The sequence below is a fragment of the Roseisolibacter agri genome (genome assembly GCF_030159095.1).
In the GTDB taxonomy this organism is placed as follows: domain Bacteria; phylum Gemmatimonadota; class Gemmatimonadetes; order Gemmatimonadales; family Gemmatimonadaceae; genus Roseisolibacter; species Roseisolibacter agri.
This window is the reverse complement of sequence record NZ_BRXS01000002.1, coordinates 93,536-113,843: the sequence shown is the minus strand read 5'-3', so window position 1 is coordinate 113,843 and position 20,308 is coordinate 93,536. Positions and strand designations below refer to the sequence as shown.

Genomic DNA, 20,308 nt, shown 5'->3' with positions numbered 1-20,308 from the left:
TGGCCGCCCTCTTGCCCCTCCGCGCCGCCCCCATTCCCGGCGGCACACATGGCGACGGCGGCGAGCATGCGGCAGTGCGGACGACGGCTCCTGGTGGGTGTGGTGGTGGTGGCGGCGGCGGGATGTCAGGGCGCGCACGAGCGGCCCGAGGGCGCGGACAGCGCGACGCTCGCGGGCGCGGTGGTGGAGCGCGGCGTGGTGACGTCGCGCGCGGACGGCACCGTCGAGCGGCCGGGCCGCGACTGGGCGGCGATCCGCACGCGTGACACGCTCGTCGTCGCCGCGCCCTACAACTCGACGACGTACTTCATCTACCGCGGCCTGCCGCTCGGCTACGAGTACGAGCTGCTGAAGCGCTTCGCGGCCGACAAGGATCTCACGCTGCGCTGGGTGGTGGTGCAGGACCGCGACTCGCTGTTCGCGATGCTGCACGACGGCCGCGCCGACGTCGTCGCGGCGCGGCTGATCCCGATGCCCGAGGACTCGGGGCGCGCGACGTTCACGCGCGCGCTCTACCGCGCGGAGCCGGTGCTGGTGCAGCGCAAGGCGTCGCCGCAGGCCGCGGCGGCCGCGCTGCCCGATCCGGTCGACACGATGCTCAAGCGCGGGCCGGCCGAGCGTGCGCCGGCCGCGGCGCCCGAGACGAAGACGACGATCCGCGCGCGCCTCGTGCAGCGCCCGTCGGAGCTCGCGGGGCGGCGCGTCACGCTCCCCGAGGACTCGCCCTACGCGCGCACGCTGCTGGAGCTGGAGGACGAGATCTCCGGCGACATCAACGTCGTCGAGGTCGAGGCGTCGTCGGAGACGGTGATCCGCGAGGTCGCGAAGGGCAACGTCGCGTACACGGTCGCGCAGGGGAACCTCGCGCAGCTGCAGACCAGCGCGTACCGCAACCTCGAGATCCGGCCCGTCGTCGGCGCGTCGCAGAAGGTCGCCTGGGCCGTGCGCCGCGAGGCCCGCGCGCTGCGCGACACGCTGGACGCGTGGATCGCCGACGAGAAGACGGGCCCCGTGTTCGACCAGCTGTACAAGAAGTACTTCGTGGACCAGCGCGCGTACCTCGCGCGCGTGGAGAGCCGCTACCTGACGTCCGAGACGGGCACGCTGTCGCCGTACGACTCATTGCTGCGCCGGCACGCCGCGTCGCTGGGCTGGGACTGGCGGCTGCTCGGGTCGCAGATGTACCAGGAGTCGCGCTTCCGCCCGACCGCGAAGTCGTGGGTGGGCGCGCGCGGGCTGATGCAGCTGATGCCCGCGACGGCGAAGCAGTTCGGCGTGCGCGCGATCACGGATCCCGCGCAGAACGTCGCCGGCGGCGTGAAGTACCTGCAGTGGCTCGAGAAGCAGTGGGCGTCGCGCATCGCCGACTCGACCGAGCGCCTGAAGTTCGTGCTCGCGTCGTACAACGCGGGGCTGGGCCACATCGTGGACGCGCAGCGCCTGGCCGACAAGCACGGCGACAACCCCGAGAAGTGGGAGGAGGTCGCCTACTGGCTGCTGCAGCTCGCGAAGCAGGAGTACCACGCGGACCCGGTGGTGCGGTACGGCTACTGCCGCGGCTACGAGCCCGTCACGTACGTGGCCCTCATCCTCGAGCGCTTCGACCACTACCGGCAGTTCGTGACGCCGACCGTGGCAGAGGCGGGTCTCGGTCCTGCGCGGGTCGCTCGTTGAGATCGGTGTAGCGGCTCACCGTGGTGGGCGGTCAGCCTGCGCGCCCCGCTTCGCGCCGATGCGAGAGTTCCCTCGCTGCGCTCGGGACTCGCTCGGCGCCATCCCCCACCACGGTTCGCCCCACGCGTCGCCGCGAGGGCAGCCGCGCGAGACAGCATCGGCCACCGCGCCACTCGGCGTACGACGGAGGCAGTGGGCGAAGGGCGGATGGGGGCGGATCGCGCGACCTGAAATTGTGGCGAGCGAAGACCGGACGCGCGAGCGCACCGCGCGAGTGCGGTCAGGGCTTCGCAGCCACAATTTCCGAGCGCGATCCGCCGCCGTCCGTCCTGAGCCGACGTGCGGGACTCTACCGTCCGGCAATCAAGCGCGTGGCAGTCTCCAGCGCCCGCGTGGCCGAGTCGAAGCGCGACGCGAGATCCGCGACCTCGGCCGATGCGCGCGCGGCGTCGCCGTCGCGCACGGACTCGGCGACCGACGGGAAGACCACGTTCGCGTAGCCGTTGTTCTCGTCCGCCGCATAGATCAGGTTCCGGAACCACGGCCGCGTGCGCAGCCCCTGCGGGCGCGTGAGCGCGCGCTCGACCTGCTTCAGCGCCTCGTTCGCGGCGCGCAGGCGCGTGGCCGGCGTGTTGCCGGCGAGGGCCGCGTCGCGCGCCGTCGCGAAGTCCGCAGCCGCGCGCTCCATGCGGTCGATCGCGGCCGACAGCGCCGCGGTGCTCACGTTCGCGAGGCGGCGCGCGGTCGCCGCGCGGTCGAGCGCCGGCAGGTAGCGGCGCATCGTGCGCGCGAACTCGACGTAGTCGTACGGCAGCACCTCCGCGTTGGCGAGGCGCAGCATCAGCGCGGCGTTCACGCGCGCGGCCGCCGCGTGGTACGCGAACGTCGGATCCGCGAAGCGGCGCGCGAAGTCGTACGAGTCGTACTGCGAGTGATAGACGCCGCCCGCGCCGCCGAACCCCCACTCGGCGATCGGCACGCCGAGGTGGTTGTAGAAGCCGGCGAAATCGCTGCCGCCGCCGGGATCGCCCATCGCCGGCTCCGCGCTGTCGGCGACGGCCGAGCGCTTCCGCCACACCGCGTAGACGCTCCCCTGCCCGCTCGGATCGGGCACGACGCGCGCGACGTCGCGCAGCGTCGCGCGCAGCGACGGCGAGCCGCCGCCGCCGAAGTTGGGGCCCGACGCCGACACATCCTGGTTCAGGTACGCGACCGCGTGGCGCGACAGCCGCAGCGAGTCGTCCTCGACGTACTCCGTCGAGCCCACGAGGCCCCATTCCTCCGCGTCCCACGTCGCGAAGACGAGCGTGCGCTTCGGGCGGCGGCCGGCCTTCACCTCCTCCATCACCGCGCGCGCCGCCTCGAGCACGCTCACCGTGCCGCTGACGTTGTCGGCGGCGCCGGGGCCCCAGCCGTCGCGGTGCGCGCCCACCATCACGATCTCGTCGGGCTGCTCGCTGCCGCGGATGGTGCCGAACGTGTTCCAGATCGTCTTCCAGCCGTTGGTCGCGGCGTCGGTGGTGACGCGTACGCGCGCGCGCATCGGCCCCGGGCCCACGTGGTAGCGCAGCGCGAGCCCGCCCTGCCACGTCTGCGGCACGCTCGCGCCGCGCACGCCCTCCAGCAGCAGCTGCGCGTTGCCGTAGCCGATCGGCACCACCGGGATGCGCGGCGTCCCCATGCTGTCCACCGGCAGCCGGCGCGCGTTCTCGCGGCTCGGCCAGCCGGGCGTCGAGGGATCGCCGTTGCCGTTGAACACGGAGCCGCGCTGCACGCCGAACGCGGGGCGCATCGGCCCTTCGGGGTACACGTCGCCGCGCACGAAGCCGTCGTCGGCCGGGTCGCTGTAGATGATGAGCGCGACCGCGCCGCGCTTCTCCGCCTCGCGCGCCTTGATGCCGCGGAACGACCGCCCGTAGCGCGCGAGCACGACCTTCCCCTGCACCGACACGCCCATCGAGTCGAGCTGCGCGTAGTCCTCGATCAGGCCGTAGTTCACGTACACGATCTCGCCGCTCGCGTCGCCGGCGGCGCTGGAGCCGTTGACGGTCGGGTACTGCGCCGCGCCCGACGTCGCGTCGCCCGCCACCGCCGGCTCGGCCAGCGACAGCGCGGTGCTGTCGCCCTTCGGGCCGACACGCCACAGCTGCACGCCGGTCGCGTGCGGCATCCAGACGCGGTACGCGCGCACCTCCGTCTCGAGGCCGAGCTTCTTCATCGCGTCGATGACGTAGTCGCGCGTGCGCGCCTGCGCCGGCGAGCCGGCGACGTGCGTCTCGGCCGACAGCGCGCGGACGTGCGCGTGGGCGCGGGCCGTGTCGGGACGCGCGACGACGCTCGCCTCGAGCGCGCGCTGGCGGGCCGCGGCGGCGGGCGAGTAGCCGGGGAGCGGAGCGGCCGGCTGCGCGTGGGCGCGCGGCGCGAGGAGCACGGCTGCCAGCGCGGCGCCGGCGGCGGTCGGGAAGCGTCGGATCACGTCAGGATGCGCGTGGGGTACGGGCCAGGCGGATGCCGCGAAGAATACCGCCGGGATGGGCCGCGGTGGCGCAGCGGAGTGCCCGGCCGTATCGTGGCGCACCTTCCGCCCCACCCCGCCGTGCCGCAGCTCGCGCCCGTCCGCCCCGCCACGTACGCCCCGCCGGCTCCCGCGCCCCACCCGGTCGCGCCCGACGCCGTCGAGCGCTGCCCCAGCTGCGGCGCCGAGCGTCCCGCGCGCTTCTGTCCGGAGTGCGGAGAGGCGCGCGTGGAGGCCGAGGACTTCACGCTCCGCACCTTCGTCTCGCACGCGTTCGAGCAGTTCACGAGCGTGGACGGCGCGCTCTGGCGCACGCTGCGCGCATTGATGCTGCGTCCGGGGCAGCTGACCGCCGACTGGGTGGCCGGCCGGCGCCGCGGCTATGCGCGTCCGCTGCAGCTGTTCGTGCTGGTGAACGTCGCCTTCTTCCTGCTGCTGTCGGCGGCGGGCACGGGGTTCCGCTTCCGGCTGGAGCAGTACACGCACGGCCGCGTGAGCACGATCGTGCTGCGCGACACGACGGCGGTGCAGCAGGCGGTGGCGCGCAAGGCGGCGCGCGAGCGGATCACCGTGGCGGAGTATGCGCGCCGCTTCGACGCGGCCAGCGGACGGCAGCAGTCGGTGTGGCTGCTCCTCGCGCCGTCGCTCGGCGCGCTGCTGGCGGTGCTCTACGCGCGGCGCCGGCGGCCGTTCGTGCAGCACCTCGTGTTCGCGATCCACTTCCTCGCGTTCATGCTGCTCTTCCTCGCGGCCTGGATGGGCACCCTCTCGGTCGTGCTGCACGGCGTGGTGCGGGCGGCGCGGGCGCTGCCGGTGGAGCAGCGGTGGCTCTGGCCGTACGTCGAGACGTTCGTCCGTCTCGCGAACGACGACAACGTGATCGGCGTGCCCGCGCTGGCCGTCGTCGCCGCGTACCTGTTCGTCGCGCTGCGGCGCGTGTATCCCGAGTCGTGGCGCTGGACGCTGGCGCGCACCGCGGTGCTGGCGTGGGTGCTGCCGCGGCTGTTCGACGGGTACCGGGACGTGCTGTTCGCGGTGACGTACTACACGACGTGAACGACGGCGGCGGGCTGCGGATCCTGAACCCCGGATCCTCGGATCCTCGCGCCGGACACTCTTGCCTGGTGGGGAGGATGCGGATGCTCCGGATCTGAGCGGATGCTTCGGATCGCTCCCCATGGCGGCGACGTTCCATGCGCTCGTGCGGAGCGATCCGTCCGATCCGTATCCTCCGAAGCATCCACATCCCCTCCAACAGGAGAGGACCCGAGCGCGAGGCTGGCTGCCGAGGGCACGGAGTGGGATCCGCAGCCCGCAGCCCGCAGCCGCCGTCCCGTGCCGCCGCCCCGTTGCCGGTCGTCCTCCCCGGGTCGATACTTCGCGTCCCCGCCGCCCGTCCCGCCGCAGCACCCGCCCGATGGCCACGCAGCCTCCCGCCACCACGATCGGCAAGTACCAGATCCTCGGCCTCGTGGGCGAGGGCGCCATGGGCGCCGTCTACCGCGCGCTGGATCCGGTGCTGCAGCGCCCCGTGGCCATCAAGGTCATGAGCGACGCCGTCGCGCGCGAGCAGGAGCTGCGCGAGCGCTTCCTCCGCGAGGCGCAGGCGGCCGGCTCGCTCCAGCACCCGAACGTCGTCACGATCTACGACTTCGGCGAGGTGGACGGGCACCTGTTCATCGCCATGGAGTTCCTCGACGGGGAGGACCTCGAGGCGCTGCTGGCGAAGCAGACCGCGCTCTCGCTCTCCAGCAAGCTGGGGATCGCGATCGACGTGCTGGGCGGGCTCTCGTACGCGCACCGGCGCGGCATCGTCCACCGCGACATCAAGCCCGCGAACATCCGCATCACCGACGACGAGCGCGCGAAGATCATGGACTTCGGCGTCGCGCATCTCACGTCGCAGAAGATGACGCGCACGGGGATGACGATGGGCACGCCGAACTACATGGCGCCCGAGCAGGTGACCGCGGGCCCCATCGGCGCGCACACCGACGTCTTCTCGCTCGGCGCGGTGCTCTACGAGCTGCTGACGCACCGCAAGCCGTTCGCGGCCGAGACGCTCCACGCGGTGCTGTACAAGATCGTGAGCGAGCCGACGCCGCCACCCTCGACCTACGCGCCCGAGCTGCCGCCCGAGCTGGACGCGATCGTCGCGAAGTCGCTCGCGAAGGATCCGGAGCACCGCTACCAGACGGCGGCCGAGATGGCGAACGACCTCACCGAGCTGCGTGCGATCATGGGCACGCTGTCGGGGGCGCGGCAGGCGTCGGCGTCGGTCTCGCTCAACGCGCGGCTGGCCACCGCCGTCCCCGGCGCCGCGGCGTCGCCCGCGTCCGCCACCGGTCCGACCGTCGCGCCGCCCGTGCCGGCGAAGACCGGCGCCGGCCGCGGCGCGCTGGTGTTCACGGGCGCGCTCGGCGCGCTGGCGCTGGGGGTGGGCGTGTGGGCCTTCGCGCTCCGCGACCGCGGCGCGCCCGCTCCGACGCCCGAGCCGACCGTCGCACAGGGCCCGGCCACGCCGCCGCCGACGGCCGGGCCCACCGCCAGCGATTCCACGACGGCGCCGGTATCGACGCCGCCCGCGCCCGCCGCGCCCGCCGCGCCGTCGGTCGCCGCGCCGATGCCCGCCGCGCCGCGTCCGCGCGAGGTCGCGGCCGTTCCGAGCGGCACCACGCCCGCGCCCGCGGTCTCCCGCCCCATCGCGACGCCCGGCAGCAGCGCCGCGCCGGCGCCCGTGACGCGGGCGCCCGAACAGCCGGCGCCCGCGCCAGCGAACACGCCCGCGCCCGCGGCCACCACCACCGAGACGGCTGCCGCGTCGTCCGCCAACGCCGCCAGCGAGATCGCCGAGTCGGTCGCCCGGTACGCGCGCGCGATCTCGGCCCGCGACATGGGGGCGGTGCGTGCGGCCTACCCCGGGATCACGGGGGCGCAGGAGCAGAACTTCCAGCGCTTCTTCGGGTCCGTGCGCGAGCTGCGGGCGACGTTCACGCTCAGCAACCTGGACGTCAGCGGCACGACGGCTGAGGGGAAGCTGACCGGGACGTACGAGTTCGTGACGAGTGCGGGGCAGCGCGAGCGCAGCCCGGTGAGCTTCCAGGCGTCGTTCAAGCGCGCGGACGCTGGGTGGGTCCTCACAGCGGTCCGATAGGGTGAAGAGGCGGAGGACGGAAGGGCGGAAGACAGAGAAGCGGAGAACGGAACGGCGTGAAACGGAAGGGCGGACCTTTCGACTCGATACTTCGAGCGCGAAGGGGCCGCCTCATCGTTTCACGCCGTATCGTCTTCCGCCCTTCCGTCCTCCGCCGCTCCGTCCTCCGCCGCTCCGTGCCCGCTCAGAAGGAGTACTCCACCCCCGCCGTGAACGTCGTGTGCGACCGCAGCCCGCCGTCGTTCAGCGGGAAGAGCGCGTTGGCGATGCCGGTGACGCGGCTCGCCGTCGTGAACTTGAAGCCGAACGAGCCGTTCACCACGTCGTCGCGCATCTGCGGGATGTTCGTCGGCTCCACGCTGCGGCGGAACGGCGCGTCGAACTGCACGGTGCCCGGCAGCTCCAGGCGGTTGGAGCCGACCTGCAGCTCCGCCAGCACGTCGGCGGCGAGCGTCACGCCCTTCCCCAGCAGGTGGTCGAAGCCGACCGTGCCGAGGAAGGCGTCGTTGGCCAGCTCGCGGTCGGCGCGGTACAGGTAGCCCGCGTTGGCGTGCGGCGAGAAGCTGCCGAAGCGCGACGACACCACCGCCAGGCCGCGGCCCACGAACTCGCCCGTCCCCATCAGGTTGTCCACCTCGCCCGTGGGGAAGCGCGCGTCCAGCAGGAACGCCACGCCCGTGCGCGCCGAGTTGCTGGCGTTGACCTTGAGGCGCGCCGCGACGTCGCCGATGCCGAACGCGCTCGACGACGTGCTGCGCGTCGCCTGGAGCACCGGGTTCTGCGGCGTGCCGGCGAAGAAGTGCACCGCGTTGCCGCCGCCGAACGGGACGATCTGCGCGTTGCTCGTGCCGCGGAACGAGTTCTGGAGCAGCGGCACCGCGACGCCGAAGTCGACGCGGTCGCTGATGCCGTACGTGACGTAGAACGACGTCACCGCGACGTCGATGTCGAGGTCCAGCGAGACCTGCATCACCTCGTTCTCCAGCACGGGCACGCCGTACTGCGCGCAGTCCTGCCCCCCGTTCTCGGCCGAGCAGCCGGCGGCGTTCGTGTTCTGGTGCGTGAAGTTCACCTGCAGGTCGCGCAGCGGCACGCCGCGCAGCGACGAGAAGTTGAACGACGAGCGGTTCACGCCCGCCAGCACGCGCCCGCGTCCCAGCGTCTGCGCGCGCTCGGCGAAGATCGGGCCGGCGGAGGTCGCGGTGCTCACCGGCACGCCGCCCTCGAAGCGGAACGTCTCGCCGCTCGTGGTGGCGCCGATCGGGATGCTGGCGACGCTCGTGCTCAACGCCTGGCCGATGAAGCCGATGATCGACCCGTTGCTCGCGGCCGCCGACGGGATGAAGTGCGTGCCGTGCGCCTGCACCGTCGCGGGGTTGGTGGACCCGGCCGATCCGGCGAGGAAGAGCGGGTCCTGCCCCGGCCCGAAGATGAAGAGCTCCGCGATCTTCCCGCGCAGGCCGTTGGTGGAGACCGTCGTGGCCTGATGGTCGTGGCCCGCGTGGGCGACGGCCTGCGCGCGCAGCGAGGATGCGGCGAGCAGCCCGCACGCGGCCAGCGCGGCGGGGCGGAGCGGACGGACGGACGGCATGCGGGCGGGGGCGGAGGATGGACGTCGCGCGCCCGCGGCACGGAAGGACGACGGGCGCGACAATACTGACGGCCACATCATCCTCCGGCAACTCCCCGACGGCGCCGGCTGCCCGGCGATCAGCCGTCGAGCTCCTCCAGCGCCACGATCACCGCCTGCTGCAGCCGCGCCTCGCGCTCGGGGCCCTCGGGGATGCTGCGCGCGAGCGCGCCGTACTGGCCGAGCATCTCGTCCTCGACGATCGCCTTCGTGGGGCTGTGGACGCCGAGCTGCTGCAGGCGCACCGTCGCCAGCGTGCGGAGCAGGCTGCGCGTCTCCGCGTCGAGCCCCGCGAGCGTGCGCGGATCGGGCGGCGGCGGCGGGGGCGGCTCGCGGCGGCGGCGGGGCGCGGTGAAGAGCGCGTGCACCGGCGCCAGCTCCACCACGAACGAGCCGGCCGTGTGCTCGCGGAAGCCCTGCAGCACGTTGCGCCGCCGGAGCGACGCGAGCAGCTGCAGCACCGCCTCGCGCACGATCGAGACGCCGTCCACGCTGCCGACGCCGCGCCCCGTGATGACGAGCACCTCGTCGGCGCCGCCCATCTGCTTCTCGCGCAGCCACGCCTCGGTGCGCGCGAGCGCCTCGCTGCGCGTGGGCAGGTGCGCGCGCAGGTTGAGCGTGCGCTCGGGCCCGAAGGTGATCGCGTCGAAGGCCTGGGGCAGCCCGCCGGACGATGCGTCGCCGGGCGGGCGGCCGCGGGAGCGGCGCGCCATGGTCAGCGCAGCGCGCGCCGCAGCACGCGGCCGTCCACGCGCTCGGTGGGCCGCACGCCCAGCACCTCGGCCAGCGTCGGCGCCATGTCGACGACAAGCGCGCGGTCCGCGTACTTGCCCGGCCGGAACGGCGCGCCCCAGAACATGATCGGCACGTGCGCGTCGGTGGGGTTGCCGGCGTTGTGCCCGATGCCGCCGTAGCGCGACCACCCGTTCCACGGCTTGAGCGACACGACCGCCTCTACCGGCTCGTCGGGCGGGAGCATGTGGCGCCACCAGCGCGCGAACTGGTCGCGCGTGGTGTCGGCCGTCGCCAGCGAGCGGCGCAGCGCCACGCGCGCCACCAGCGGATCGGCGCGGATGACGCGCATCGCGTCGGCGACCAGCGAGTCGACGTTCAATCCCGCGGCCTGCACGGCGCGGCGATCGACGCGCAGCATCCCGTAGTTGAACAGCAGCGCGCTGCGCGACACGCCGCGCGCCGCCAGCCGGTCGCGCACGCCCGACACGAGCGCGGTGTCGTTCACGAGGCCCACGCCGGTCGCCGGGTCGGCGGAGCGCGTGAACTTCGCGGCGCCGGGGATCGGCGTCATCCCGTGGTCGGCGGTGAGCGCGATGACGATGCGCGTCGAGTCGCGCTCACGGAACAGCGCGTCGAGGAACTCGCCCAGGTAGCGGTCCAGCCGCAGGATCTGGTCGTGCTGCTCGCGCGAGTCGGGGCCGTAGCGGTGGCCGACGTTGTCGGTCGTCGAGAGCGAGATGTTCAGCAGGTCGGGCGCCGGCCCCCGCCCGAGGTTCAGCGCGCGCAGCCCGTCGAGCGCGAGCGCCAGCGTCAGGCTGTCCATCACCGGCGTCTCCGCGAGCTCGCTGCCCACGCGGCGCGCGGGCTCGGTCGGGATGACGTGCGGGAAGGTGAACGTGCGCCCGCGGTTCTCCACGGGCACGCTGTCGACCTCCGCGTACGCGTCCGCCGGCAGCAGCGGGTTCCAGACGTAGCCCGCGTAGGCCGAGATCGGGTGGCGGCGGTTGAAGTCGCGCACCCACGTCGGCAGCGTGTCGGCGTAGTAGCTGCTGGTCGTGAAGCCCATGTCGGGCGCGTACCAGTACACCGCCTGCTTCGCGCGCCCGAGCGGCAGGATCGCGCCGCGGTCCTTGCGCGACACCGACAGCGCGCGCGTGCTGCTGTCCGCGTTGCGCATCCAGTCGATGAGGGCCGAGCCGCGGAACTTGAACGGCGACGCGCCGACGTCCTTCGAGTCGATGAGCGGCGAGTACGGATCGGGCACGCCCTCGTCGTTCAGCAGGATGCCGGTGCCGCCCGGATGCCGGCCCGACATCGTCACCGAGTGGCCGGGCGCGGTCTCCGTGATCGCGTGGTCGTAGCGCCCCTCGGTGAACACCGCCGCGCCGTCGTACAGCCGCTTCAACCCGCCCGTGAGCTGCGCCCCGAAGCGCGTGAAGTAGTCGGGGCGCATCTGGTCGATGGTGATGAACACGACCAGCGTCGGCGGCTGCACCTGCGCCTGCGCCGCCGAACTCGCAGCGGCCGGCGCGACGGTCTTGGCCACCGCCTGCGCCTGCGCGCCGCCGGCGGGCGCGGCCAGCAGCAGCCCGGTGAGCGCGGCGGTGCGTGCGAGGACGGGAGCGATCGGGGCGGACGTGGGACGCGGCATGCGGCGGAGGGCGGAGGTGGTCCCGGCAATTTACCGTGTCGCACCGTTCATCGGGCCGGACCCGGGTGGGACCCGGGCCGCGCTAGATTGCGGGCATGCCGCAGCCCCCCGCGCCCGCCACGCTCTGGCTCGTCCGACACGGCGAGAGCGCCGCGAACGTCGCCCGCGAGGCCGCGCTCGCGTCCGCGTCGGCCGAGATCGACATCAGGCACTCCGACCTCGACGTCCCGCTCTCCCCACTCGGCGAGCGGCAGGCGACGGCGCTGGGCCGGTGGTGGAGCGAGCAGCCCGCGGCCGAGCGGCCGACGGTGGTGGTGGCGTCGCCGTACGCGCGCGCGCGCCGGACGGCCGAGCGGATCGTGGCGGCGGGCGCGCTGGCGCCGGAGGCGGTGGCGAGCGGCAACGGGGCGGCGCCCGTGCAGGCGGTCCTGCTCGACGAGCGGTGGCGCGAGAAGGAGCTGGGGCTCTTCTACACGCTGACGCACCACGGCGTCGCGCAGCGCCATCCCGAGCAGTGGGCGCTCCGGCAGCAGCTCGGCCACTTCTACTACCGGCCGCCGAACGGCGAGAGCGGCGCCGACGTGGCGTTCCGCGTGCGCGCGGCGCTGGACGCGGTGGCGCGCGAGCACGCCGGCGAGCGCGTGCTGGTGGTCTGCCACCAGATCGTGATCCTGTGCGCGCGCTACGTCCTCGACCGGCTGGACGAGGCGGGGCTGGGCGAGCTGTGGCGGCGCTACGACCTCGCCAACTGCTCGGTGACGACGTACCGTCCGGATGCGACGGGGCGCCTGGCGCTCGAGCGCTACAACTTCACGGTGCCGCTGACCGACGAGGACACGCCGGTGACGAACGAGCCCGCGCACTCCACCGGGCCGGCCTGATGGACGCGCCGCGGGAGACGCGCGCGATGCCCTGGCGCGAGGCGCTCGTGCTGGCGCTGGCCGTCGGCGGCGGATTGTGGCTGGGCCTGCGGCAGAGTCGCGGCGCGGACGACGCCCCGGCCGCCGACGCGCGCGCGGCGACGATGGCGTTCGGGCCGGGCGCGGGCGTCGCGGCGCTCTCGGTGCGCACCGCCGACGGGCGCGTCACGCCGCTGGCGCGGCTGGGCGAGCCGGCGATCGTGATGGTCGTCTCGCGCACCTGCAGCGTGTGCAAGGAGGCGCTGCGCGACTTCGGGCGGCTGGCGGCGGGGCGCGCGCTGCCGCGGCTGTGGGTGGTGACGCTCGAAGGCGCGGACCACGGCGCGGCGATGGTGGGCGCGGCCGACGTGCGGGGCGCGGTGCTGGCCGGTCCGGTGACGCCGGCGGCGGAGGCGCTGTTCACGCTCCAGGTGCAGGGGACGCCGACCTTCCTCGCGCTGGATGCGGGGGGGCGCGTGCAGCGCGTCTACCCGGGCTATCCCGGGCGCGAGGTGATGGCGCCGTGGGTGGCGATCATGGCGGGGGAGCGGGACGCGCTCTGAGCCGCGCTGCGGACTCCGGGCTGCGGGTCCGAACAACGCACTGCATTCGGACAGGATGACAGGATGACAGGATGACCAGGAGGCGCTGCGCGGCGCGACGCTCCATGCGCCGGTGCGGAGCCTCTTCGTCATCCTGTCCGATGCCGTTCAGGGGCTCGCGCGCCGGACCCCTGCTGCCTGTGGGGAGGACGCGGATGCTTCGGATGCCGCGGATGCGGCGGATCGCGCCGCGTGGCGGCGACGCTCCGTGCGCGCCGAGGAGCGATCCGAACGATCCGCTCCGATCCGGCGCATCCGCATCCCCCCAACAGGCCCCATCTCCGCGGCGCGAAGACGCGTTCCGAGGTCCCAGCCGCAGCGCGCAGCCCGCAAGCGCCGTTCGCCCTCAACGCCGCGCACGCCGCTATCGTATTCCGGTGTCCCGGCGCCTCCACCCGCGCCGGGCCTTCACGCGTCCCGGAGCCCCAGCGTGCCCCTCAATCGTCGCGACTTCCTCCTCGGAACGACGGCCGCCGCCGCGGCCGCCGCGCTCGGCGCCCGCAGCGCCAGCGCGCTTCCGACGGGTCCCCTCCCCTCCCCGGGCGATCCCGCCATCCGCGCCCTCGCCATGCGCGCGCTCGACGCGGCCAAGTCGGGCGGCGCCGAGTACGCCGACGTGCGCATCGCGCAGAACCGCACGCAGTTCGTCGCCACGCGCGAGCGCCGCGTGCAGGGCCTCGCCGACGGCGAGACGTTCGGCGCCGGCGTGCGCGCCCTCGTCGGCGGCGCGTGGGGCTTCGCGGCCACCAGCGACCTGTCGCCCGACGGCATCGCCGCCGCCGCGCGCCAGGCCGTCGCGCAGGCCAAGGCCAACCGCGCCGCGCAGGTGCGCCCGCACCAGCTCGCGCCCGTGACGCCGACGCCCAACGGCGAGTGGAAGAGCCCCATCAAGGTCGACCCGTTCGAGGTGCCGGTGGCCGACAAGGTCGCGCTGCTGCTGGCCGCCAACGAGGCCGCGCTGAAGGTGAAGGGCGTCCGCTTCGTCACGTCGGGGATGAACTTCCTGCGCGAGGAGAAGACGTTCGCGTCCACCGACGGGACGTACACCGTGCAGACGCTCTACCGCACGACGCCGAACATGAACATCACGGCCGTCGCGGCGGACAACTCCGACTTCCAGTCGCGGCAGAGCACCGAGGTCGCGCCGATGGGGCGCGGCTACGAGCACGTGACCGAGTCGGACTTCGTCGGCAACGCGCCCAAGTGGGCGGGCGAGGCGGCGGAGAAGCTCGCGGCCAAGCCGGTGGAGGTCGGGCGCTACGACCTGATCCTCAACCCCAGCAACCTGTTCCTCACGATCCACGAGAGCGTCGCGCACCCCACGGAGCTCGACCGCGTGCTCGGCTTCGAGGCGAACTACGCGGGCACCAGCTTCGTCACGCCGCCGGAGAAGGTGCTCGGGCAGCTGAAGTACGGATCGCCGCTGATGAACATCCAGGCCGACCGCAACCAGGTCGGCTCGCTGGCCGCGTGCGGCTGGGACGACGAGGGCGTGCAGCCCGAGACGTACATGATCATCAAGGACGGCGTCGTGGTGGACTACCAGACGACGCGCGAGCAGGCGCCATACCTCGACTGGTGGTACAGGAAGAGCGGCAAGACGATGCGCTCGCACGGCAACTCGTACGCGCAGTCGTGGGCCGACGTGCAGTTCCAGCGCATGCCGAACGTGTCGCTGCTGCCGGGCGAGAAGGACTACGTCTGGGAGGACCTCATCAGCGCCACCGACCGCGGCATCGCGATCGTCGGCAACGGCTCGTTCTCGATCGACCAGCAGCGCTACAACGGCCAGTTCGCCGGGCAGCTGTTCTACGAGATCAAGGGCGGCAAGGTCGTGGGCATGCTGAAGGACGTCGCCTACCAGTTCCGCACGCCCGAGTTCTGGGGCTCGCTCGACATGATCGGCGGGAAGCGCAGCTACTGGCTGGGCGGCGCGAACAACGACGGCAAGGGCCAGCCGTCGCAGAGCAACGCGGTGAGCCACGGGTGCGTCCCGTCGCGCTTCCGCAACGTCAACGTCATCAACACCGGACGGACCGCGTGAGCGCCTTCCACGATGCCGGCGCGCCGCGCTCGCTGTTCACCGACGCGAACGCGAGTAGCAACTCGGCGCCCGCCCGCTACCTCTCCCGCGCCGACTGCGAGGCGATCGCGAGGAAGGTGCTGTCGTACTCGACGGCCGACGAGGCGCGCGTCACCATCAGCAGCGGCGTCTCGGGCAACACGCGCTTCGCCGTGAACCAGGTCTCGACCGCCGGCGACACGTACGACGCGGTGGTGACGATGCGCTCCGTGTTCGGGAAGCGCGCCGCCAGCGCGACGACGAACAAGCTCGACGACGCGTCGCTGCGCGCGGTGGTGCAGCGCGCGGAGGCGCTCGCGCGGCTGGCGCCCGAGGATCCGGAGGCGCTGCCCGAGCTCGGGCCGCAGCAGTACCGCGCCACGGAGGCCGGATGGAGCGAGGCCACGGCGACGCTCGATCCCGCGGGCCGCGCCAACGCGGTGAAGGCGGTGACGGAGCCGTCGCGCGGCGCGAACCTGACGTCCACGGGCTACCTCGAGACCAACGCGGGCGCGTTCGCGATCGCCAACAGCAAGGGGCTGTTCGCGTACCGCCGCCAGACGTCGTCGTCGATGACGACCACGGTGCGCACGCCCGACGGCACGGGCTCGGGCTGGGCCGGCGCGTCGCACCACGACTGGACGAAGATCGACGCGGGCGCTCTCGGCGCGCGCGCGATCGACAAGGCGAAGCGCTCGGTGAACCCGGTGGCGATCGAGCCGGGACGCTACACGGTCGTGCTGGAGCCGACGGCCGTCGCCAACCTCGTGCAGCTCATCGCCGGCTCGCTCGGCGCCCGCAACGCGGACGAGGGCCGCTCGTTCTTCTCGAAGCCGGGCGGCGGCACGAAGATCGGCATGAAGGTGGTGGACGAGCGCGTGACGCTGTCGTCCGACCCGTTCGATCCGGAGACGCCGGGCGCGCCGTTCACCTTCGACGGCACGCCGGTGGGCGCCAACACGTGGATCGACAAGGGCGTGGTGAAGAACCTGGCCTACGACCGCTACTGGGCGCAGAAGCAGGGCGTGGCGCCGAGCAGCGTGAGCGGGCTGCGCATGAGCGGCGGCACGGCGACGCTGGAGGAGATGATCGCCAGCACGCAGCGCGGGCTGCTGGTGACGCGCCTCTGGTACATCCGCGGCGTCGATCCGCGGACGATCCTGTTCACGGGGCTGACGCGCGACGGCACGTTCCTGATCGAGAACGGCAAGATCACGCGCGCGGTGAAGAACCTGCGCTGGAACGAGTCGCCGATCTTCATGCTGAACAACCTGGAGATGATGGGCGTGCCGGTGCGCGTGAGCGCGAGCGAGGACGGGAGCCCGGGGCAGGCGATCGTGGTGCCGCCGGTCAAGGCACGCGACTTCAACTTCACGTCGCTGTCGGACGCGGTCTGATCGACGCCCGCTGCTGATGCGAGGCGGGGCCGGTCTCCTTCGTGGAGGCCGGCCCCGCTCTGCATGGGTCCTCGCGCGTGGGCGGGCGGCGGGATGGTGTGCTTCGGCTCCCGGCGACCTTGCGCTGCGGAGCCTCACGGCTGCGCGTGAGTCTCCTTGCTACGGTCGCAGGTCGCCTGCGCGCACCATCCCGCCGCCCGCCCCGGGCATCCGTGCTGTTTGGGCGCCCTCTCGCCGCTCGCCGCTCGACGCTCAGCGCTGCGCGCGCTCGGCGCGCGCTACCAGCCACCGCGCAGGTTCGTACCGCGCAGCTTCCTCCTCGCTGGTCGCTCGCGCGCGCCACGCTTCGAGCGCTGCCACCACGCGCGTCGCACCCACGTCGTCCACGTACTTCATCAACCCGCCGCGCTGCGCGGGGAAGCCGAAGCCGAGGCCCATCACGACGTCGACGTCTTCCGGCGTGCGCGCGATGCCTTCCTCCAGGCAGCGCGCGCCCTCGTTCGCGGTCACGTAGACGACGCGCGCGACGATCTCGTCGGATGCGATGCTGCGCGGCGTGATGCCGCGCGCCGCACGCTGCTCGGCCAGCAGCGCGTCGAATTCCGGGTCGGGGTGGCGCGCCGCGTCGCCGCTCTTCCCTGCCTCGTAGCGGTACCACCCCTTCCCCGCCTTCTGGCCGTGGCGGCCGAGCGCGTAGAGGCGTGCGACGACCGGGCTGCGGCGCGCGCGGGCGCCGTACGCGCGCTGCAGGCCGGGCTGCGCGAGGTGGCTGATGTCGACGCCCGCCATGTCGCTCATCGTCAGGGGGCCCATGGGCATCCCGAACGCGACGAGTGCGGCGTCCACCTCGGCCGGGCTCGCGCCCTCGTCCAGCAGCGCGGTCGCCTCCGCGAGGTACGCCATGCTGAGGCGGTTGGACACGAAGCCGTAGCAGTCGCCCACCAGCACGGGCACCTTGCCGATCGCCGCCACGTGCGCGAGCGCGGCGGCGGCCGTCGCGTCGCTGGTGGCCGCGGCGCGCACGACCTCCACCAGCCGCATCACGCGCGCGGGGCTGAAGAAGTGCAGCCCCACCACGCGCGACGGATCAGACACCACCGCGGCCAGCTCGGCGATCGGCAGCGTCGAGGTGTTGGACGCGAGGATCGCGTCGGGGCGCACGAGCGCCCCGATGCGCGCGAACACCTCGCGCTTCACGTCGAGCACCTCCACCACCGCCTCGACGATCAGGTCCGCATCGGCGAGCGGCGCGTCGTCGAGCGTGGGCGTCAGGCGCGCGAGCAGCTCCCCGCCCTGTGCCTCGGTCGCGTCGCCGCGCGCGACGCGCCGCGCCACGTGGCCGCGCACCGCGGCAACCGCCGCGTCCAGACGCGCCGCGTCGGCCTCGCGCAGCGCGACGTCGTGGCCCGCGAGCAGGTGCACGAACGCGATGTCGCGCCCCATCGTCCCACCGCCGATGACGCCGACGCGCCGCACCGGGCGCACGTGCGCGCGCGCGGCGGCCAGCTCGGGCACCTCCGCGGCCGCGCGGCAAGCGGCGGCGAGGTATGCGGGACCGTCGCTCATGCCGGGCGCGGCGCGGCGTGCCAGAGCACCGCGAAATAGTGGCACGCGCTGCCACCGGCGACGAACAGGTGCCACACCGCGTGCCCGAAGCGCAGCCGCTGGTCGGTCGCGTGGAAGGCGACGCCGCACGTGTAGCACAATCCACCGGCCACCAGCCACGCGAGCCCGGACGGGGAGACGTGCCGCACGAGCGGCACCGTGGCGACGAGGATCAGCCACCCCATCGCCAGATACACGGCGGTCGAGAGTCGCGGGAAGCGGAAGCCGACGGTCCACTTGGCCGTCACGCCGAGCACCGCGAGCACCCAGATCACCACCAGCAGCGACCAGCCCCACGCGCCGCGCAGCGCGCCGAGCAGGAACGGCGTGTACGTGCCCGCGATCAGGCAGTAGATGGCCGAGTGGTCGAGCGTGCGCAGCAGGTGCTTCGCGCGCGGATGCGGCACCGCGTGGTAGAGCGTCGACGTCAGGTACATCAGGAACAGCGTCGCGCCGAACACCGCCATGCCGACGTCGAGCGCCGTATCGGTGTACGGGATCGTGCGTACGAGCAGCACCGGCACCGCGATCGCGCTCGCGAGCAGCCCCAGGCCGTGCGTGATCGCGTTCGCGACCTCCTCCGCCCCCGACTGCGCGCGGCCCGTCACGTCAGGTACCCGCCGTCCGCCATGTGCACGCCGCCCGTGCAGTAGGCGGCCGCGTCGGAGGCGAGGAAGAGCGCCAGCCCCGCGACGTCCTCCGGCACGCCGATGCGCCGGATCGGCTGCTCGGCCAGCGTGCGCCGCAGCACCTGCTTGTCCTGCCAGAGCGCCTGCGAGAACTTCGTCCTGATGAGCCCCGGGCAGATCACGTTCGCGCGGACGCCGGCCGGTCCCCACTCCTGCGCCATGACCTTGGTGAGCGAGATCAGCGCCGCCTTGCTCACGCTGTAGAGGCCGAGGCCCGGCTCCGGCGACACGCCGCCGATGCTGGAGACGTTGATCACGCTGCCGTGCCCGCGTGCGGCCATGCTCGCGTACGCGCGGCGGCAGACCTCGAGCGGCCCCTTCACGTTCACCGCCAGGATCTTGTCGAACACGGCGTCGTCCTGCTCCAGCACGGGGCCGTAGACGGGGTTCACCGCCGCGTTGTTCACGACGACGTCGACGCCGCCCCACTCGGCGATCGTGCGGTCGACCAGGGCGCGCGCCTCGTCGATGCGGCCGACGTTGCAGGCGACCGCCATCGCCTCGCCGCCCGCCTGCCCGATCGCGTGCGCGACCGCGTCCACCGCCTCCTGCTTGCGGCTACTCACCACGACGCGCGCGCCCGCCTCGGCCAGCGCGCGCGCGATCGCCTCACCGATCCCCTTGCTGGCGCCGGTGACGACGGCGACGCGGCCGTCCAATCTGAATCGATCAGTCATCGTCGATCTTCGTTGAGAGCTGCGTGCTGCGTGGTCCGCATCATTGCGCCGGACCCCTGTTGGCCTTTGGGGAGGGATGCGGATGCTCCGGATCGAGACGGATGCTCCGGATCGTCCCGCGTGGCGGCGACGTTCCGTCCATCACGAGGAGCGATCCGAATGATCCGTGCAGATCCGGAGCATCCGCATCCCCCCAATAGGCACCATCTCCGCGGAACGACGACGCGTCCCGAGGTCGTGCACGCAGCACGCAGCACGACGAGAGACTCAGCTCCGCGTGGAGGTCTCGGGAGCAGCGTGCCGCACCCCGGCCAGCGCATATCGAATCGTCCCCTCGACGTACCGCGTGCGGTCGATGCCGCGGTCCAGCCGGTCGCTGATGATGGTCGAGACGATGCCGTGCAGCGTCGCCCACAGCGCGGTCGCGCGGATGCGCGCGTCGTCGTCGGTGGGGACGGTGTCGGGCGCGTAGGCGCGCACGAGGTCGGCCATCAGCTCCAGGTTGCGGCGCGCGCGGCGGAACAGGTCCTTCGGGTACCGCGCCATGCGGTCCGAATGGAACATGAACATGATCTCGTAGAACTCGGGGTTGGCGAGCCCGAACTCCACGTAGGCGCGGCAGACCGCCTCCAGCCGCGCCTCCGGCGTGCCGCCCTGCTCCGTCAGCTCCACCTGCCTGCGGTACCAGCGCTCGAAGCCCTCGTCCATGAGGGTGTGCACCAGCTCGTCCTTGCCCGCGAAGTACAGGTAGATGCTGCTGACGCTGCACCCGACCGCGTTGGCGACGTCGCGCATGCTCAGGTCGCGATACCCCTCGCGCACGAGCTGCGTGCGCGCGGCGTCGAGGACCGCGGTGCGGAGGTCGGTGTCGCGCGGGCGCTGGGCCTCGCGGCGGGCGGCGGACATGCGGGAGACGTGGCGGCGTGGGGAGCCGAACACCGTTCTGGATTGCGGTAGCGTACCGGCCGGTCGCGCCGGCTGTCAAGCACGCGCCGCCTCGCCCTCGATTGACGCCGGC

15 protein-coding genes are annotated in these 20,308 nt (G+C 73.3%); 7 read left to right on the top strand and 8 right to left on the bottom strand.

The features are described 5' to 3' along the window. The first annotated feature begins 48 nt into the window (after positions 1–48). Complete coding sequence (locus tag rosag_RS05080) at positions 49–1,674, top strand: MltF family protein (RefSeq protein ID WP_284348963.1); 1,626 nt, start codon at positions 49–51, stop codon at positions 1,672–1,674. A gap of 349 nt (positions 1,675–2,023) precedes the next feature. Here the strand turns inward: rosag_RS05080 and rosag_RS05075 are convergent, their stop codons facing one another. After that, positions 2,024–4,150: a M20/M25/M40 family metallo-hydrolase gene (locus tag rosag_RS05075; protein WP_284348962.1), complete on the bottom strand. Its 2,127-nt coding sequence runs from the start codon at positions 4,148–4,150 to the stop codon at positions 2,024–2,026. A gap of 120 nt (positions 4,151–4,270) precedes the next feature. Here rosag_RS05075 and rosag_RS05070 point away from each other — a divergent pair, with 120 nt between their 5' ends. After that, on the top strand, positions 4,271–5,245 hold the full coding sequence (locus rosag_RS05070) for a DUF3667 domain-containing protein (protein WP_284348961.1): 975 nt from the start codon (positions 4,271–4,273) through the stop codon (positions 5,243–5,245). A 361-nt stretch (positions 5,246–5,606) separates the two neighbouring features. Next, positions 5,607–7,343, top strand: a complete 1,737-nt coding sequence (locus tag rosag_RS05065; protein ID WP_284348960.1) for a serine/threonine-protein kinase — start codon at positions 5,607–5,609, stop codon at positions 7,341–7,343. A gap of 184 nt (positions 7,344–7,527) precedes the next feature. Here the strand turns inward: rosag_RS05065 and rosag_RS05060 are convergent, their stop codons facing one another. From rosag_RS05060 to rosag_RS05050, 3 genes are all read right to left on the bottom strand, one after another. Further along, on the bottom strand, positions 7,528–8,934 hold the full coding sequence (locus rosag_RS05060; protein WP_284348959.1) for a hypothetical protein: 1,407 nt from the start codon (positions 8,932–8,934) through the stop codon (positions 7,528–7,530). 119 nt (positions 8,935–9,053) lie between these two features. Next, complete coding sequence (locus rosag_RS05055; RefSeq protein WP_284348958.1) at positions 9,054–9,686, bottom strand: Smr/MutS family protein; 633 nt, start codon at positions 9,684–9,686, stop codon at positions 9,054–9,056. A gap of 2 nt (positions 9,687–9,688) precedes the next feature. Continuing rightward, positions 9,689–11,359: an alkaline phosphatase family protein gene (locus rosag_RS05050; RefSeq protein ID WP_284348957.1), complete on the bottom strand. Its 1,671-nt coding sequence runs from the start codon at positions 11,357–11,359 to the stop codon at positions 9,689–9,691. A 95-nt stretch (positions 11,360–11,454) separates the two neighbouring features. Here rosag_RS05050 and rosag_RS05045 point away from each other — a divergent pair, with 95 nt between their 5' ends. From rosag_RS05045 to rosag_RS05030, 4 genes are all read left to right on the top strand, one after another. Continuing rightward, entirely contained in the window at positions 11,455–12,240 is a 786-nt protein-coding gene (locus rosag_RS05045; protein ID WP_284348956.1) for a histidine phosphatase family protein, read from the top strand. After that, positions 12,240–12,821, top strand: coding sequence for a TlpA family protein disulfide reductase (locus rosag_RS05040; RefSeq protein ID WP_284348955.1), 582 nt, complete (start codon positions 12,240–12,242; stop codon positions 12,819–12,821). Before rosag_RS05045 ends, rosag_RS05040 begins: the two co-directional genes overlap by 1 nt. Positions 12,822–13,290: 469 nt before the next feature. Beyond that, complete coding sequence (locus rosag_RS05035) at positions 13,291–14,904, top strand: TldD/PmbA family protein (RefSeq protein WP_284348954.1); 1,614 nt, start codon at positions 13,291–13,293, stop codon at positions 14,902–14,904. Beyond that, complete coding sequence (locus tag rosag_RS05030; protein WP_284348953.1) at positions 14,901–16,319, top strand: TldD/PmbA family protein; 1,419 nt, start codon at positions 14,901–14,903, stop codon at positions 16,317–16,319. Before rosag_RS05035 ends, rosag_RS05030 begins: the two co-directional genes overlap by 4 nt. Positions 16,320–16,571: 252 nt before the next feature. On the opposite strand, the gene rosag_RS05025 is transcribed toward rosag_RS05030, so the two are convergent. The 4 genes from rosag_RS05025 to rosag_RS05010 form a co-directional block, all read right to left on the bottom strand. Continuing rightward, positions 16,572–17,885 (bottom strand): 3-hydroxyacyl-CoA dehydrogenase, encoded by a 1,314-nt coding sequence (locus rosag_RS05025; protein WP_284348952.1) that lies wholly within the window; start codon positions 17,883–17,885, stop codon positions 16,572–16,574. Next, the gene (trhA, locus tag rosag_RS05020; RefSeq protein ID WP_284348951.1) at positions 17,882–18,532 is read right to left on the bottom strand and encodes a PAQR family membrane homeostasis protein TrhA; all 651 of its coding nucleotides are present in this window, start codon (positions 18,530–18,532) and stop codon (positions 17,882–17,884) included. The genes rosag_RS05025 and trhA overlap by 4 nt, the downstream gene beginning before the upstream one ends. Next, on the bottom strand, positions 18,529–19,290 hold the full coding sequence (locus tag rosag_RS05015; protein WP_284348950.1) for a glucose 1-dehydrogenase: 762 nt from the start codon (positions 19,288–19,290) through the stop codon (positions 18,529–18,531). The genes trhA and rosag_RS05015 overlap by 4 nt, the downstream gene beginning before the upstream one ends. Before the next feature lie 267 nt (positions 19,291–19,557). Further along, positions 19,558–20,196 (bottom strand): TetR/AcrR family transcriptional regulator, encoded by a 639-nt coding sequence (locus rosag_RS05010; protein ID WP_284348949.1) that lies wholly within the window; start codon positions 20,194–20,196, stop codon positions 19,558–19,560. Positions 20,197–20,308: the final 112 nt, after the last annotated feature.

Coding starts and splice junctions, on each gene's coding strand:
- rosag_RS05080 (WP_284348963.1), top strand. CDS start 49: ATGGCGACGGCGGCGAGCATGCGGCAGTGCGGACGACGGCTCCTGGTG.
- rosag_RS05065 (WP_284348960.1), top strand. CDS start 5,607: ATGGCCACGCAGCCTCCCGCCACCACGATCGGCAAGTACCAGATCCTC.
- rosag_RS05060 (WP_284348959.1), bottom strand. CDS start 8,934: ATGCCGTCCGTCCGTCCGCTCCGCCCCGCCGCGCTGGCCGCGTGCGGG.
- rosag_RS05055 (WP_284348958.1), bottom strand. CDS start 9,686: ATGGCGCGCCGCTCCCGCGGCCGCCCGCCCGGCGACGCATCGTCCGGC.
- rosag_RS05050 (WP_284348957.1), bottom strand. CDS start 11,359: ATGCCGCGTCCCACGTCCGCCCCGATCGCTCCCGTCCTCGCACGCACC.
- rosag_RS05045 (WP_284348956.1), top strand. CDS start 11,455: ATGCCGCAGCCCCCCGCGCCCGCCACGCTCTGGCTCGTCCGACACGGC.
- rosag_RS05040 (WP_284348955.1), top strand. CDS start 12,240: ATGGACGCGCCGCGGGAGACGCGCGCGATGCCCTGGCGCGAGGCGCTC.
- rosag_RS05025 (WP_284348952.1), bottom strand. CDS start 17,885: ATGAGCGACGGTCCCGCATACCTCGCCGCCGCTTGCCGCGCGGCCGCG.
- rosag_RS05015 (WP_284348950.1), bottom strand. CDS start 19,290: ATGACTGATCGATTCAGATTGGACGGCCGCGTCGCCGTCGTCACCGGC.
- rosag_RS05010 (WP_284348949.1), bottom strand. CDS start 20,196: ATGTCCGCCGCCCGCCGCGAGGCCCAGCGCCCGCGCGACACCGACCTC.